Source organism: Burkholderia sp. Bp8992, from assembly GCF_003853705.1.
In the GTDB taxonomy this organism is placed as follows: Bacteria; Pseudomonadota; Gammaproteobacteria; order Burkholderiales; family Burkholderiaceae; genus Burkholderia.
The window spans coordinates 13,900-28,089 of the sequence record NZ_QTQI01000007.1 but is presented as its reverse complement, the minus strand read 5'-3'; the positions used below and the strand labels follow the sequence as shown (position 1 = coordinate 28,089).

The following is a 14,190-nucleotide window of genomic DNA, read 5'->3' as shown; positions in this document are numbered from 1 at the left end:
GGGCGGGCGCGGTCTACGCGTAGGCCACCGAACGATCGCGCCCGAGGCGCTTCGCACGATAGAGCGCGGCGTCGGCCTCGTTGACCAGCACGTCGCTGGTCGGCACGCCCGCCTTCGCACACGTGCCGCCGACGCTCGCCGTCACCGGCACGCTGACACCCTCGGCATCGACCGGCACGCTGCCGATCGCGTCGCGCACCTTGTCGGCCACCCGCATCGCCTCGTCGAGATTCGTGCACGGCAGCAGCAGCGCGAATTCCTCGCCGCCGAAGCGGCCGAACGTATCCTGCGCGCGCACGATCGACGAGACGCGGCGCGCCGTCTCGCGCAGCACGGCGTCGCCGGCCGCATGCCCGAAGCGGTCGTTGATCGTCTTGAAGTGGTCGAGGTCGAACAGCAGCACCGACATGTCGCCGCCGTAGCGCTGCCAGCGCGCGAATTCGTCGCCGAGCCGAGCCTCGAAGAAGCGCCGGTTCGCGATGCCGGTCAGCCCGTCGCGATTCGCGTGTTCGCGCAGCTTCGCGACCGCTTCCTCGCGCTCGCGCTGCATCACGCTCACGTGCGTGACGTCCGAGATCGTCACGCACACGGCCTCGACGTCGCGGCCGCGCGTGAGCGGCATGAACGTGCAGTCCTGCTGCATGTAGTCGACGCCGCCGGTAATCGGGCGGTCGTGCTCGAAGCGGAACAGGTAGGGCCGCTGCTCCCACGAGCTGAAGGCGAAGCTGCCGAGCTGGAACACGCTCTCGAGCTTGCGCGACAGCCACGCGTGCGGCAGATCCGGAAAGCAGTCGAACAGGTTGCGGCCGATCACGTCGGCCGCCGGAATGCCGCTGTGATCCTGCATGAAGCGGTTCCACATCAGCACGGTCATCGAGCGGTCGAGCACGAACAGCCCGAAGCCGACCCGCTCGATCACGAGGTCGCTCAGCGACGGAGCGGCGGCCGTCATAGCGCGGACAGCAACGCGTCGAGCGCGTCACCCATCAGCCGGATCGAATCCTCGGCCATCAGCATCACGAAGTGAGCGCGGAACGTGTGGTCCTCGAGCCCGAAGTTCACCTCGAGCAGCAGCGCGTCGCTCCACGCGAGCGCGTTCGGCTCGAACACGTCGTCGAACGAAACGTTCGCGCCGAGCAGCCCCGGCGGGAAGAACACGGGCTTGCGGCCGAGCTCGTCGAGGATCGACGCGACGCATGCGCCCATCAGCACGTTTGCAACGTCGAACACGAGTTCGTCCGGCGTCGCCATCCCGCCGTAGACGCCGTCGCCGAACGTGCGGTCGACGACCGACATGAGCCGCGCGACGCCCGACGTGCGGCACAGCACGATCGCCTCGCCCTTGATGTCGGACCGGAAACCCTGGCGCACGGCGGTCACGTTGTCGTGAATGCCCGTCATCTCGCGCAGCGCGTTGCCCGCGTCGGCTGCCTTCACGACGCGCACGCGCGGCACCGACAACTCGATGAAGCGCCCGAGCAGCAACGCAAGCCGCGCGGCGGCGCGGCCCATTGCAAGGTTGGCGATCTCCTGCAACGCGTCGCGTTGCTCCGCCGTGAACACCGAGTCAGGCATACAACCCATACTCCTTGAGAATGGGCAGCAATGCCTCCGACGTCACGGGCTTGGCTACGAATGCGATCGCGCCCAATTCACGCACGCGTGCTTGCGCCTGCGGCTGGATATCGGCGGATACCACGATCACGAACGTGTTCAGATCTTCGTGGCGCAGTGTCTCGAGGACCTGATATCCGCTCATGTCGGGCATCGTCAGGTCCAGAAACATCACGGAAGCTTTGCCGTCACGATAGAGCGCCAAGGCCTCGCGACCATTCGCGGCATACGCGACTTCAACGTCCCAGTCTCCCGGCAGCGCCTTTGTCAGAAGTTTGCGAGCGAGCAGCGAATCGTCGGCAATTACAATCGGCAAAGGCATGGGGCGATGCAGTATACGGAATGGTCTCTCTCGCGTTAACGACCGCGCGGCGCACTTCTTTAGGGGGCCGTGCGATCGGGCGCAGGCAACCGCCTTGCAGCCGTGCGCGGGCGTCGCGACGCAGGTGCGCGCGATGCCCGCGCGGCGATCGCCGGCGGGCGCATATATCTGTCATAGGGAAAGCAAGGCGCGATTCTCGGAGTAAACCGGAGGCGATGCAACTCGCCATTTTCACCATTTCGAACAGAATCGCTCCGATCGCGCGCCATTCCGGAAACAGTCCCGATTATTTTCGAGATAAGCACGCAAGATTTTTCCTTGTGTACGTTTGCGCTGCCGGATTCGTCGCGTTTTCAATCTGACATTCTCCCCCTGTCGGAACCGACAGGATCGCGTCGTTGCGGGGCTGCGCGGCGGGGCATCGCAACTCGTTTATGATGGCAGGCACCTCCGCTTCACCCTCTGCTTCGATGACGTCCGACCGGCCTGCCGACTCCCACGCTCCCGCCTCCCCGCCCGCCGACGACTGGCAGGACGACGGCAGCTACGCGTCCGGCGCACCCGAACACGATTTCGCGGTGCGCCGCGTGACGCTGATCGTGCTGCTCGTCGCGGCGATCGTGCTGCCGTGCATCTACGTGGTGGTGATGGCGTACAACGACCTGAAGACCCGCGAGGCCGCCGCGAGCGACGTGACGATGCGCACGGTGCGGGTCGCCGAGGAGCATGCGCTCAAGGTGTTCGACCTGAGCGAGACGCTCGATGCGCGCATCGTCGACCTCGTGCAGGACATGGACGACGCCACCGTGCGCAACAAGGAATCCGACATCCACGAAGCGCTGAACACGATCGGCGGCGGCTATCCGCAGGTGGCCGCCGTGTCGATCTTCGGCGCGAGCGGGATGCTGCTCGCCAACAGCCTCTACTACCCGGCGCCGTATGCGTCGATCGCGAACCGCGACGACTTCGCGGGCATCCGCGACGGCAAGGTCATCGAACACATCTCGCGGCTGATGATGGGGCCGCTCAAGCTCGAGAACATTCCGGTGTTCAACACGGGCGTCGCGCGCCGTCATAGCGACGGTTCGTTCGCCGGAATGGTGTCGATCGCGCTGAAGTCGTCGTATTTCAATGCGTTCTATCGCGACCTGCTCGGCGGTGCGAGCACGCCGATGACGATGGCGCTCGCGCGCTCGGACGGCGCGGTGATCGCGTCGTATCCGCCGCCGCCGTCGCTCGCGCACACCGATCGCTCGGTCACGTTCGGCAACGCGCGCAACGATGCGCGTGCAGGTGTCGTACGCGTACGCCACGACGGCGCGAGCAGCGAGATCGTCGCGTACCGCCAGGTCGGCAGCTATCCCGTGTACGTGACCTGCTCGTACCGCACGTCGGCGATCTGGCATGAATGGTACGAACACCTGAGCGTGCTGTTCCTCTCGATGTTCGCGCCGTCGATCGCGCTGTGGTCGGTGATCTGGCTGTCGCTCAAGCGGCTGAAGGCGGAAGAGGAGGCGTGGGATCGCTGGCAGGCCGAAGCATCGATGCGGCGTTCGATCGAGTCGGCATACCGGCAGTCGCGCAAGATGCAGGCGCTCGGCAATCTCGTCGGCAGCGTCGCGCACGACTTCAACAACCTGCTGATGATCATCTCGAGCAACGTGCAGATCGCGCGGCGGCGCGGCGTCCAGCATCTCGACAAGGAACTCGGCGCGATCGAACGCGCGCTGAAGAACGGGCAGTCGCTCACGCGCCAGCTGCTCGGCGTCGCGCGCAAGCAGCCGCTGCACAACGAGACGATCGACGTCGGCCAATGGGTCGGCACCTGCCGCGAACTGCTCAAGACGTCGCTCGGTTCGACGTCGTCGCTGGTCGTCGCGATCGAGCCCGGCGTCTGGCCGATCCGCGTCGACGTCGCGGAACTCGAGCTCGCGGTGATCAACCTCGCCGTCAACGCGCGCGATGCGATGGCGACGGGCGGGCGCTTCACGGTCGGTGCGCGCAACGTGACGCTGCGTCGCGAGGACGGCTTCCCGCTGACCGGCGATTTCGTACAGATCTCGCTCGACGATACGGGTTCGGGCATGGCGCCCGAAGTGCTCGCGCGCGCCTTCGAACCGCTGTTCACGACGAAGGCGCAGGGGATGGGGACGGGGCTCGGCCTGCCGCAGGTGTTCGCGTTCTGCGAACGCTCGGGTGGCCTTGCGACGATCGACAGCGCGGTCGGCGCCGGCACGTCGGTGCGCCTCTATCTGCCGCGCGCACGTGCCGAGGACGTCGTCGCGCGGCCGCCGGCCGTCGCGCACGACGCAGGCACCGGCGCGCTCGCGGGCCTGCACGTGCTGCTCGTCGAGGACAACAGCGAAGTCGCGGCCGGCACGGAGGCGCTGCTGTCGCTGCTCGGACACCGCGTGACCTATGCGCCCACCGCCGACGACGCGTTGCGCCTGATCGAGGGCGCGGCCGCGAACGATGCGTTCGACCTCGTGATTTCGGATATCCACATGCCGGGCCGCCTGAACGGCATCGACCTCGCGGAAGCGGTCGACAAGCGGCCGGGGAAGCTGCCCGTGATTCTCGTCACGGGTTACGCGGAGGAGCTCGACCGCACGCGCACCGTCAACGTCCGCGTGCTGTCGAAGCCGTTCGACATCGCGCTGCTCGACGAGATCCTGCTGGGCATCCGCGAGGCACGCGACGCGCGGCACGCCGGCGCGTGACCCGCGGCATGCGGGCCGGCGCCGGCGGCTGAACGGGCGTGACGCTCAGGCCGGCGTCATCAGGCCGATTTCAGCAGGCGCACCCAGCCCGCGTAGCGATCGACGAAGCCCTGCAGGAACTTGCGGGTGTCCTCGCTGACGATCTGGCCTTGATCGTCAATGCGTGCCGGATCATGCTTGATGAACATCTCGGGCTGGCCGAGCGTCTTCACGTCGAGGTACGCGAGCACGTTGCGCAGGTGCTGCTGTGCGAGCGCGGTGCCCACGGCGCCCGGCGACGTGCCGAGTACCGCGCCCGGCTTGCCCGACCACGAGTTGGAACCCCACGGGCGCGAGCCCCAGTCGAGCGCGTTCTTCAGCACGCCCGGAATCGACCGGTTGTACTCGGGCGTGACGAACAGCAGCGCGTCGGCGGCTTCGATCGACTGCTTGAAGCGCTTCGCGACTTCCGGGAAATCCGCGTCGTAGTCCTGGCTGTACAGCGGCAGTTCGCCGATCTCGACGAACTCGAACGAAAAATCGGCGGGGGCGAGCGAAATCACGGCGTGCGCGAGCGCACGGTTCGTCGAAGCACGGCGCAGGCTGCCGACGACGACCGCAATACGATAGGACATGGCATTCTCCTTCCGGTGAGTGAGGAATCGGATCGATTGCTTCCGAATGGGCGACAAAGGTCTGTTTATAGGCAAGCCAGCCCGCGAGCCGTCCCACGGGGCCGTCCGGCCGACTTTCCACAAGGTTTTCCACAGAAATTGTGGATAACTCGACCGTTATGTTCTGACGTTACAGATTGCCCGCCGCCCGGCGCCGTCGACGCGCGAGCCGGGGTTCGGCAAGCATAGCGCAGCGCGCCGGCCGATTTCGTGAAATCGTGACGGAACATGCGTTGCGGGCAGGCGGCGCGCCCAGTAAGCTGCTCGCACCACGATGCGCGCGCGGTGGCGCAGGCGCGATCGTTTCGAAACACCCCAACCCAGACATGCCGTCCGACTACGACGATCCCGTTTATCTCGCGCAACTGCGGCGCGACCTGCTGCGCTTCGCGCGACTCCAGCTCCGCGATGCCGACGCGGCCGAAGACGCCGTGCAGGAAGCCCTGACCGCCGCGTGGTCGCACGCAGGCGATTTCGCCGGGCTGTCGGCCCACAAGACCTGGGTGTTCGGCATCCTGCGCAACAAGCTGATCGACGTGCTGCGCGCGCGGCAGCGGACGGTCAACCTGTCCGCGCTCGACGCCGAACTCGACGGCGAATCGCTGCTCGATCGCGAACTGTTCAAGGAGAACGGGCACTGGGCCGCGCATGCGAAGCCGCGACCGTGGCCGAAGCCCGAGACGCTGTTGCAGCAGCAGCAGTTCTGGACGCTGTTCCAGGTCTGCCTCGACCACCTTCCGGAGCAGATCGGGCGCGTGTTCATGATGCGCGAATTTCTCGATGTCGAGATTCCGGACATCTGCAGCGAATTGACGCTGACGACGAATCATTGCAGCGTGCTGCTGTATCGGGCGCGCACGCGCCTGCGAACCTGCCTGAGCGAAAAAGGACTGACGACCGAAGATGCTGCCGGGGAAATGTACTGACATCACGCGACTGCTGTCGGATTCGCTCGACCGGCATCTGACACTGCACGAGCGACTGCAGGTGCGCGTGCATCTGCCGACCTGCAGCGGATGCAGAGCCTATCGCGGGCAGATTTCGCTGTTGCGGACGGCCGCGAAAGCGGCGGCGGGGCAGGAGCCGGGCGACGGCGGTGCGTCGTCCGGGGAGCGTTGAGACTCGGTTCGTGTTGCCGCTACCGTTCGCGTCGCGGGCGGAGGATTGCCCGGCGATCGCGCCGGCGGTGAATGCCGGTGCTTACGCCGGGCTGATGCAATAAGAAAAATACGGCGGGCAAGAATTATTCGAACAGCGCCTTCACCGATTCGGGCGGCCGGCCAATGGCTGCCTTGCCGCGATACACGACGATGGGCCGCTGCAGCAGAATCGGATGCGCGGCAATCGCGGCATAGGCTTCGGCGTCGGTCAGATCGGCGCGCGCCAGATCCAGCGCCTTGTACGGCTCCTCGCCGTCACGCAGCATGTCACGGACCGGGCGGCCGAGTTGCCGATGCAGCGTTTCCAGTTCCTCGACCGTCGGCGGCGTTTTCAGGTACTCGACGACATTCAACGGCGTGCCGGCGGTATTCAGCGACTCGACCAACGCAAGCGTCTCGCGCGACTTCGAGCATCGGGGGTTGTGGTAGATCGTGATCATCATTCAGGCCTGGATGGTAGAGCCCTGTATTGTAGCCAGTCTGGGATGGGGATTCGGAGGGACGCGGTCGGGTATGGATTCGTTGAATCTCTGAGGTGAGCGGCGGGGCGACGGATCACGGCCTGAAGGCTCGACAGGGGAGTACGGTCCGGAAAGCGCGCGTCGACGAATGGATGTGTTTATGCGCATAAAGACGGGCGGTGCATTGTTGCGGGACGAGGGGGATGGATCTGCGAGCCAATTCCTCGTGACGGCCGCAGCGCTGAATGAGTGGTACGGGGGATAGCGTAAGCCGATTGGTTTATGCGCATAAAGCCGGCGATCGTCGGGGGCCATGTATCGCGATCCATGGCGGACCGTATGTCGATAACGCCACGGCACCGAGGGATCGCTGCATCGATACGCGGACTCGCCACAGCATCATCGTGCATCGGATTCACGCGGCGCGGCATATGGCCCATCGCTGCTCGCCATCTAGCGCCATCAGTTTATGCGCATAAACGTCGCGTCTGAACAGGACCTCACATCCGCGCATGCGCGTTCACGTTCAACGACACGCTCCACCGATGCGTAACGCGCGGCGCGACGTACGCTAACCACAACCCACGCTCGCGAATGCCCAGCCGTTGCAGCACAAGATTGGCCGCTCGATCTCGGTCGAGTTTATGCGCACAAACTCACCGGCTTTCCCACACACCCACGCCATCCGTCGAAAGGGCAGTGCATACGGGATATCGCAGAGCGCGATCACTCGCCCGACGACACCGCACACGATGACACATCCATCCAGCAGTCCATCGACGAAGCAAGGCATCCGCGACACCATCCAATCGAGTCACCGATCTCCTCAGGCTCGTTTATGCGCATAAACCGATAGCCCGAATGGCTAATGCGTAGTTGTCGAACGACAATTTCATTGAAATTCAAATATCGTCCTGTAGAATTCCAACGACCAAAACAGGAGTGAAAATTGGCCGCGGAAATCATTGCAGTCACTCAACAAAAAGGTGGCGTCGGCAAAAGCACGATTGCCATGCACCTCGGCGCCGCGTTCCATGAAAAAGGGAAGCGCGTCCTCGTCATCGACGCAGACCGTCAAAACACGCTGGTTCACTGGTCGAGCGCGGCCGGCGACAGCGAAAACGGCATCCCGTTTCCGGTCGTCAACCTTGCCGAAGCCGACGGCCAGATCCATCGCGAGATCAAGAAGTTCATCAACGACTACGACATCATCGTCGTGGACTGCCCGCCGTCGATCACCGAGAAGGTCTCCGGCGTCGTCCTGCTGGCCGCATCGATTGCCGTGATCCCGACTTCGTCGTCGCCGGCCGACTACTGGTCGAGCGTCGGGCTGGTCAAGCTGATCCAGCAGGCGCAGGTCATGAACGAAGACCTCCGCGCGGTCTTCCTGCTGAACAAGACCGAAGAGAAGCGCATGCTGACCCGCGAGCTGAAGCGCGCGCTCGAGGAGCTCGGCTTCCCGTTGCTGAAAACGCAGATCCCGACACGGGAAGCGTACAAGCAGGCGATGGCGCTCGGTCAGACCGTGCTGCAGATGAACGATCGCGGCGGCAAGCTGGCCGCCACCGAAATACGCGCATGTGCCGACGAAATCGTCGCCATGCTGCCCTGACTTTATGCGCATAAAGGAGTCACATGAAACCCTCCCAATTTGCCAAAGGATTCCAAGCGCGCCCGGATATCACGACGAGCGAGAAGCGCACGGCGCTCGACCGGCTCAATGCGATCGACGGCATCGTCAAGTCCGAGACACCCACGCCGACGCCGACCAAATCCGCCAAGAAAGACATCGCGCCGCCGCCCGCTCCGGAACTGACGATCGATCCGTCGATCGACGAGTCGCCGCAATATCGCGCGTGGCGCCTCGAGAATCGCTACGCGCCGGGCCAGGTGATCGAGCTGTCGCTGAAGGCGATCAAGCATAGCCCGTTCAACCCGCGGCACTTCTATCTGAAGTCGTCGATTGCCGAACTCGCGGTCAACCTTGCCAAGCAGGGGCAGCAGCAGGCCATCCACGTGATTCCGGATTACGACAACCCGGGCACGTATTTTGTCAGCGACGGCGGGCGCCGCGTGCGGGCGCTGAAGGAAGCGAACAAGGAGTCGGTCAAGGCGATCGTGATCGACGTGCCGATCGGCATCCAGAGCTACAAGCTCGGCTACGACCTGAACGTCCAGCGCGATTCGCAGACGGTGTTCGACAACGCCGTCGTGTGGCGCCGCTTCCTCGACGACAAGCATTTCCAGAGCCAGAAGGAACTCTCCGAGCACCTCGGCCTCGACGAGTCGACGGTGGCCGTCGCGCTGTCGATCGGCAAGCTGCCGGAAGCGATCATGCAGGAAATGGTCGCGCGCCCCGACCGCTTCGGTTCGAACATGGCGTATCAGGTCGGCCGCTATCACAACGCGCGCGGTACCGAGGCGACGCTGCGGCTGATCAACAAGATCGTGTCGGACGACCTGAGCACGCGCCAGGTGTCGGACATCGTCAAGGGCCGCGTCGCAGCGCAGGAAACGCCGAAGGCTGCAGGCCGTCAGCGCTATGCGCAGCGTCTCGAGATCAAGCTCGGCGGTAAATCGGTCGGCGACCTGAAGTCGTATGGCGAAGATCGCATCGAATTGCGCCTGCGCGGCCTCCCGAAGGACAAGCGCGACGCGATTCTCGAGCAGCTCGAGCGGATGCTGTTGTCGGAGTGATGGAAACGGCCGGCAGGGCCTGGTGAGGACACCGGGCCCGCCCCACTGAGGGGCAAGGCCGGCGGCGGCCCGTCAGCGGGCCTGAGCGGGCCTCAGGCGGCCCGCGACTGGTTCAGTGTGAACGACAGCAGGTCGCCGTCCGTCGGCTCGCCCCAGGTCTTCTGGGCCAGCCAGTCGAAAAAGGCCGTCTCGGCCAGCTTGGAATCGAGGCCGCGCTTGCGCCAGTCGTCGCGCAGATGCGAGCCCATCGTCGGCAGCGCCTCCGATTCGAACGACTCGCGCGCCACTTCGCGCTCCGCGTCGCCCTGCTCTTCGTAGAGCACCTTCGCTTCCTTGCGGCGGAACGCCGCGAACTCGCTCAGTAAGCGTGCCTTCAGATCGTCCGGCTGGGCCGCCGCGACCTTCGCGGACGGCGTGCCGGCAGGCAGCGCGTCGACCGACTCGACCGGCGGCGCATAGCCCTTCTTCAGCGCATCCTTGAACAACGCCGGCGCGCTGCGCACCGGCGGCAGCGTCGTACTGCGCATCCGCTGTTCGGTCATCTGCAGGGCGGCGCGAATCCGGTTCTCCTCGCTGTCCGCATAGAGCGTCTGCGCTTCCTTCAGCGGGATCCCGAGCTTGACCATCCGGTCGACCAGCGTGCTGTCGAACACGTTCGGGTGTTCATCGAGCGCGAGCATCGGCTGCTTGCGTTCGGTCACGCGGAACTGGATCTCGGCCACCCGCCGCCCTTCGCGGTGCTCGATCAGCTCGACGAAGATGTTGGTGACCGCGTTGACTTCCGCGATCGCGGGACGCAGGTAGTCGCGCTTGAAGTACTTGTACTCGCGCTTCGCCTCGTCGCCGGCTTCCGTATCGGGCGTACCCGACAGGATCGGCCGCCACCATTCCCACGGCTCGCGCATCGTCAGGTGGCTCGGATTCGTCAGGTAGCGCACGCAGATCTCGTACAGCGCGAGACCGGCGCTGCTGCGCAGCTGGCTCTGGAACTGCAGGCTCAGGCGCGCGTACTGGACCGGGTCGAGCAGCTTCTTCTTGATCTTCGGTGCGAACGAGAATTCGACCCACACGCGGCGGGTCGTCGGATCCTCGAGAATTTCCGCGTCGGCGATCAGCGTCGAGATCCCCCACTTGCGGCCAGGCTTCTGGCTCGACGTCCCCGTGCTCCATTCGACCTGCACCGACACCATGCGGCGCAGGTGTTCCTTCACCAGCGCGGTGTCGTTCGAATCGAAAGCGGAGTTGGCGACGATGTCCGACAGCAGCGCGCGATACGTGTCGCCCGAGTCGTCGGCCTGCTGCGCGACGGCCAGCAGGACATTGAACAGCTTGCGAGTGAGGAGCGTGATCTTGCCGCTTTTCGGCTGAATGGCAATCGCCTCGACGGCCTTGCGCAATTCGGCTGAACTGGCACTCACCACATCCACATCGGTTTTCTTGGCGCGCTTCGTCGTGGCCATACGTCGGGTCGGAGGTGAAGTTTCCCGGAAGGATAGCGCCTGCGGTGATGTGCGTCCAGAACGACATGCTCACCATAGCCGGTGAAGCGCGCATGCAAAACGGCGCTCACCCCAACCACTCCCGAAAACCCTCACCGGTCCGCCATTGCAGCGTTCCGGACTCTTCCAGACGTGCCGCGGGATGCGCGGATTCACAGAATTTCACCTGTGCACGACACGTGCGGAATTCGCTCCCGTATCGGCTCACCTTTGAATTTGTCGTAATTTTGCGACTGCACGGCCGTGCGTTTTGCACAGGGTTGCGATTGTCCGTCGCTGTGCGTCCCCGATCGCCCACGGGCGCCTGTATGCATGTACAGGCACGGTTCGCGGAGGGACAGGGATCGGGTCCGACGCTCGAAAAGACACCGCCGAAACCGGCCCGTACGGCCCGACCGGACCTGATTTGCAGGCCTGGGCGCGCATTGTACAGCGCACCAATAGGATCAGGTCCCGAAAATACTCACCCTGAGCACAGCAAGTTCTTTCGTCCGGATGCCGACGAATGCCCGGCACGCGCGGGATTGGCTGGCAAAGCCTCCCGAAAACGCTCACCTTTCGGAAAAAATGCTGTGCCGCAACGGGCACGGAAATGGCTCCCGAAAAACCTCACCGTAACCGCCACAGTATCAAAAACCTCAATGCGTTCCGATACTTATGCTCAGAAGGCATTTGGCTGTGCATCGCGGACATCCCCCGAAAAGCCTCACCTTTAGACGGGAATCCTTCATACGACAACGGTATGTCAGCCCCCGAAAAATCTCACCTGTGCCAAAAAGTGGCACAGCAAAAACGAGATTTCTTCCAGTCCTGGCGGGCTTTTCGGCGAATCCGGCCGATCACAGGTCCCGAAAAACCTCACCTGTGACCATTTTTCGGGCAAATTCCATTCCCGAAAAGCCTCACCTGTGGGCACGTGCAAAGCCTTTGATCCATGCCCCGAAAAAGCTCACCTTAGTGGGATCAGGGCAGGAAAACCCGGATTTCCCTCCCGAAAAACCTCACCTTTAGGGCATCACAGGCCCCTGTGCGCACTTTTGCTGTGCAAAATGGCGCTCGCTTCCCGGAAATCCTCACAGCAAAATCCCGCGGAGTCCCGTGAAACCTCACCTTTCGCCAAAACTGCCCAAAAGATGGGCAGAATCGGGGCGCGAAGAAGGTCCCGCAAGTTCTCACCTGTGTCTGCACAGGCAGAAAACTGTGCAGACAGGCATAGCGCGGGTTCCGTGGCTGTGCGGCCCCGAAAACCCTCACCTTTGGGAAATCTCGTGTTTCACTGTGATCCCGAATCCGCTCACGATCTTTCCTGCAACGGCTCACGCTGCTCCCTGAACCCCATCACGTCAGCTCCCGCAGAAGATCACCTTGGCTCCCGTAAAACTTCACCTTGTCGGCCGGAAAGCCTTGCTACGTAAGGCTGTGCCGTGGCGTTAACGTTTTTAACTAAGGGTTCAAGGGTGTTTACTTCTAATACTCTCAAGACATCGGCTGACGAGTTTTCCACAGACACCTCAACCCCTGAACACCCACAGGCAACGGGATCCGTTGTCATGTGAAACAAATGCCGAAATTCGGGGTCTGCAGGAAAACGCTTGTAAGACAAAGACTTGGCTGACTTTCTTCGCTTTGTTTCACGGAATCCTTGAGCACAGTCGACCAGATCGGCTCACAGATCCGATTTCTGTGCGAAGCGACGTAAATTCACCACGTCCGCACAAAACAAGTATCAAGAAATACGTATTTCGTTATGATTGCCACATTTCAATGTCTGTGAGCACTGTCATGACCCTGGACGAAATGCGCCAAGTCATTCGCGACGAACTGGAATCGCTGCGTGCCAGCGGTGCACGCCGTCAGGAATTGTCGCTGCATGCCTGCAAGCGTTTGTTCTTCGATCTCGGCATCCGCCCGTCGGCCGCCAACGTTCGCGATCTCACCCAGACCGGCAGCGCCAGCGACATTCCGAAAGATATCGACCATTTCTGGGAGCGCATCCGTTCCGCGTCCAAGATCCGGCTCGACGGAGCAGCCATCCCGAAGGCCGTCGAGGAAAAAGCCGGCGCCTTGCTCGGTGCACTCTATGAAGAAGCACTGAAAGCAGCCCGCGACAGCCTCGATAGCGATCGCGAACAGGTTCGGGCCAGCGTGGCCGACGCCGAGCAGCGGTTGCGCGACGCAACCGTCCGCCAGGAAACGCTCGAAGCGGCGCTCGCCCGCGGCGAAACCCGAAACGAACAGCTGCAGGCCCGCGTGACCGAACTCGAGGTTCAACTGGCGTCGCAATCGACACACGGTTCGGCAAGCGAAGCGACGTTACTCACCACAGTCGCCCGACTGGAGAAGGAACTCGCCGCGGCAGCGGCCCGCATTGACACCGAGCAGGCGCAAAACGCGACGCTTCGCGACCGCATCGATGCATTGCAAGCTGAATTGCAGCAACGCACGGAGCACTACGCTCAGCAAATCAAGGACGCCGTGGCCGAAGCCGAGCGCCGCGTGAAACCGATGCTGGTCGAGCTGGATTCGTTGCGCAGCATGGCGTCGACCTACCAGAGTGGCTTGCGCGACGTTCAGCGCAAGGAATTCGATTTCCTGCAGCAATTGAGTTCGGCCAAGGCCCGCGCGGATCGGCTCGAAGAACAGTTGCGTACGCAGGGCGATGAACTGGAACGTGCGACGCGCGACGTGAGTTCGTTACGTGCGAGCCGAGGGATGAATCCGGAAATCGCCGCGCTGATCCGGCGCCTGGCCGATGCCGGGCAACTGGATGCGGAAGCGTTTTCCGCGATCGGTACCGCGCTGGATCACGATATTCCGGTGCCGGCCCGGTGCCCGCATTGCGATGGGGAGCCGGAACTGTCGCACGGTGACGAAGGATTTGAAGTGGCGTGCCCGGAATGCGAACACGCTTCGGGCGCGTGGCCGTCGCGGTTCGAAGCCGTCGCGCGCTTTGCGCATTCCTGACCCGGAGATCGGCGGCACCCGCACAGGTGAGACGATTCGGGACGCTTGAGGTGAGGTTTTTCGGGAGCTGTGGAACGATGAGGCTGCGCCACGCAAGGCT

At 63.5% G+C, this 14,190-nt stretch carries 12 protein-coding genes; 6 read left to right on the top strand and 6 right to left on the bottom strand.

Annotated elements, in window-relative coordinates; genetic code table 11:
* Nucleotides 1-13 precede the first annotated feature (13 nt).
* From DIE03_RS12725 to DIE03_RS12715, 3 genes are read right to left on the bottom strand one after another with little or no spacing between them, the layout of a single operon-like run.
* Entirely contained in the window at nucleotides 14-952 is a 939-nt protein-coding gene (locus DIE03_RS12725) for a GGDEF domain-containing protein (RefSeq protein WP_124450706.1), read from the bottom strand.
* Nucleotides 949-1,575, bottom strand: a complete 627-nt coding sequence (locus tag DIE03_RS12720; protein WP_124450704.1) for a chemotaxis protein CheC — start codon at nucleotides 1,573-1,575, stop codon at nucleotides 949-951. Before DIE03_RS12720 ends, DIE03_RS12725 begins: the two co-directional genes overlap by 4 nt.
* The gene (locus DIE03_RS12715; protein ID WP_034187557.1) at nucleotides 1,568-1,936 is read right to left on the bottom strand and encodes a response regulator; all 369 of its coding nucleotides are present in this window, start codon (nucleotides 1,934-1,936) and stop codon (nucleotides 1,568-1,570) included. Before DIE03_RS12715 ends, DIE03_RS12720 begins: the two co-directional genes overlap by 8 nt.
* Before the next feature lie 470 nt (nucleotides 1,937-2,406).
* On the opposite strand from DIE03_RS12715, the gene DIE03_RS12710 reads away from it, so the two are divergent.
* Nucleotides 2,407-4,656 (top strand): hybrid sensor histidine kinase/response regulator, encoded by a 2,250-nt coding sequence (locus tag DIE03_RS12710; protein ID WP_124450702.1) that lies wholly within the window; start codon nucleotides 2,407-2,409, stop codon nucleotides 4,654-4,656.
* 59 nt (nucleotides 4,657-4,715) lie between these two features.
* On the opposite strand, the gene DIE03_RS12705 is transcribed toward DIE03_RS12710, so the two are convergent.
* Nucleotides 4,716-5,270 (bottom strand): NADPH-dependent FMN reductase, encoded by a 555-nt coding sequence (locus DIE03_RS12705; RefSeq protein WP_124450700.1) that lies wholly within the window; start codon nucleotides 5,268-5,270, stop codon nucleotides 4,716-4,718.
* 365 nt (nucleotides 5,271-5,635) lie between these two features.
* On the opposite strand from DIE03_RS12705, the gene DIE03_RS12700 reads away from it, so the two are divergent.
* Nucleotides 5,636-6,235: an RNA polymerase factor sigma-70 gene (locus DIE03_RS12700; protein WP_124450698.1), complete on the top strand. Its 600-nt coding sequence runs from the start codon at nucleotides 5,636-5,638 to the stop codon at nucleotides 6,233-6,235.
* Nucleotides 6,213-6,428: a zf-HC2 domain-containing protein gene (locus DIE03_RS12695; RefSeq protein ID WP_124450696.1), complete on the top strand. Its 216-nt coding sequence runs from the start codon at nucleotides 6,213-6,215 to the stop codon at nucleotides 6,426-6,428. Before DIE03_RS12700 ends, DIE03_RS12695 begins: the two co-directional genes overlap by 23 nt.
* A 124-nt stretch (nucleotides 6,429-6,552) precedes the next feature.
* On the opposite strand, the gene arsC is transcribed toward DIE03_RS12695, so the two are convergent.
* Nucleotides 6,553-6,909: an arsenate reductase (glutaredoxin) gene (gene arsC, locus DIE03_RS12690; protein WP_124451126.1), complete on the bottom strand. Its 357-nt coding sequence runs from the start codon at nucleotides 6,907-6,909 to the stop codon at nucleotides 6,553-6,555.
* Nucleotides 6,910-7,879: 970 nt separating this feature from the next.
* Between arsC and parA the strand changes: the two genes are divergently transcribed.
* The gene (gene parA / locus DIE03_RS12685; protein WP_124450694.1) at nucleotides 7,880-8,542 is read left to right on the top strand and encodes a ParA family partition ATPase; all 663 of its coding nucleotides are present in this window, start codon (nucleotides 7,880-7,882) and stop codon (nucleotides 8,540-8,542) included.
* 23 nt (nucleotides 8,543-8,565) lie between these two features.
* Entirely contained in the window at nucleotides 8,566-9,627 is a 1,062-nt protein-coding gene (locus DIE03_RS12680; protein ID WP_124450692.1) for a ParB/RepB/Spo0J family partition protein, read from the top strand.
* A 92-nt stretch (nucleotides 9,628-9,719) separates the two neighbouring features.
* Here DIE03_RS12680 and DIE03_RS12675 read toward each other — a convergent pair whose 3' ends face one another.
* Nucleotides 9,720-11,087 (bottom strand): replication initiation protein, encoded by a 1,368-nt coding sequence (locus tag DIE03_RS12675; RefSeq protein ID WP_006480193.1) that lies wholly within the window; start codon nucleotides 11,085-11,087, stop codon nucleotides 9,720-9,722.
* Nucleotides 11,088-12,908: 1,821 nt separating this feature from the next.
* Here DIE03_RS12675 and DIE03_RS12670 point away from each other — a divergent pair.
* On the top strand, nucleotides 12,909-14,090 hold the full coding sequence (locus tag DIE03_RS12670) for a DNA-binding protein (protein WP_124450690.1): 1,182 nt from the start codon (nucleotides 12,909-12,911) through the stop codon (nucleotides 14,088-14,090).
* The last annotated feature ends 100 nt before the right edge of the window (nucleotides 14,091-14,190 follow it).

What these genes read in the sequence shown, in the direction of transcription:
- DIE03_RS12670 (WP_124450690.1), top strand. Translation starts at nt 12,909, where the DNA reads ATGACCCTGGACGAAATGCGCCAAGTCATTCGCGACGAACTGGAATCG.
- DIE03_RS12680 (WP_124450692.1), top strand. Translation starts at nt 8,566, where the DNA reads ATGAAACCCTCCCAATTTGCCAAAGGATTCCAAGCGCGCCCGGATATC.
- arsC (WP_124451126.1), bottom strand. Translation starts at nt 6,909, where the DNA reads ATGATCACGATCTACCACAACCCCCGATGCTCGAAGTCGCGCGAGACG.
- DIE03_RS12700 (WP_124450698.1), top strand. Translation starts at nt 5,636, where the DNA reads ATGCCGTCCGACTACGACGATCCCGTTTATCTCGCGCAACTGCGGCGC.
- DIE03_RS12695 (WP_124450696.1), top strand. Translation starts at nt 6,213, where the DNA reads ATGCTGCCGGGGAAATGTACTGACATCACGCGACTGCTGTCGGATTCG.
- DIE03_RS12710 (WP_124450702.1), top strand. Translation starts at nt 2,407, where the DNA reads ATGACGTCCGACCGGCCTGCCGACTCCCACGCTCCCGCCTCCCCGCCC.
- DIE03_RS12705 (WP_124450700.1), bottom strand. Translation starts at nt 5,270, where the DNA reads ATGTCCTATCGTATTGCGGTCGTCGTCGGCAGCCTGCGCCGTGCTTCG.
- DIE03_RS12725 (WP_124450706.1), bottom strand. Translation starts at nt 952, where the DNA reads ATGACGGCCGCCGCTCCGTCGCTGAGCGACCTCGTGATCGAGCGGGTC.
- DIE03_RS12675 (WP_006480193.1), bottom strand. Translation starts at nt 11,087, where the DNA reads ATGGCCACGACGAAGCGCGCCAAGAAAACCGATGTGGATGTGGTGAGT.
- DIE03_RS12715 (WP_034187557.1), bottom strand. Translation starts at nt 1,936, where the DNA reads ATGCCTTTGCCGATTGTAATTGCCGACGATTCGCTGCTCGCTCGCAAA.
- DIE03_RS12720 (WP_124450704.1), bottom strand. Translation starts at nt 1,575, where the DNA reads ATGCCTGACTCGGTGTTCACGGCGGAGCAACGCGACGCGTTGCAGGAG.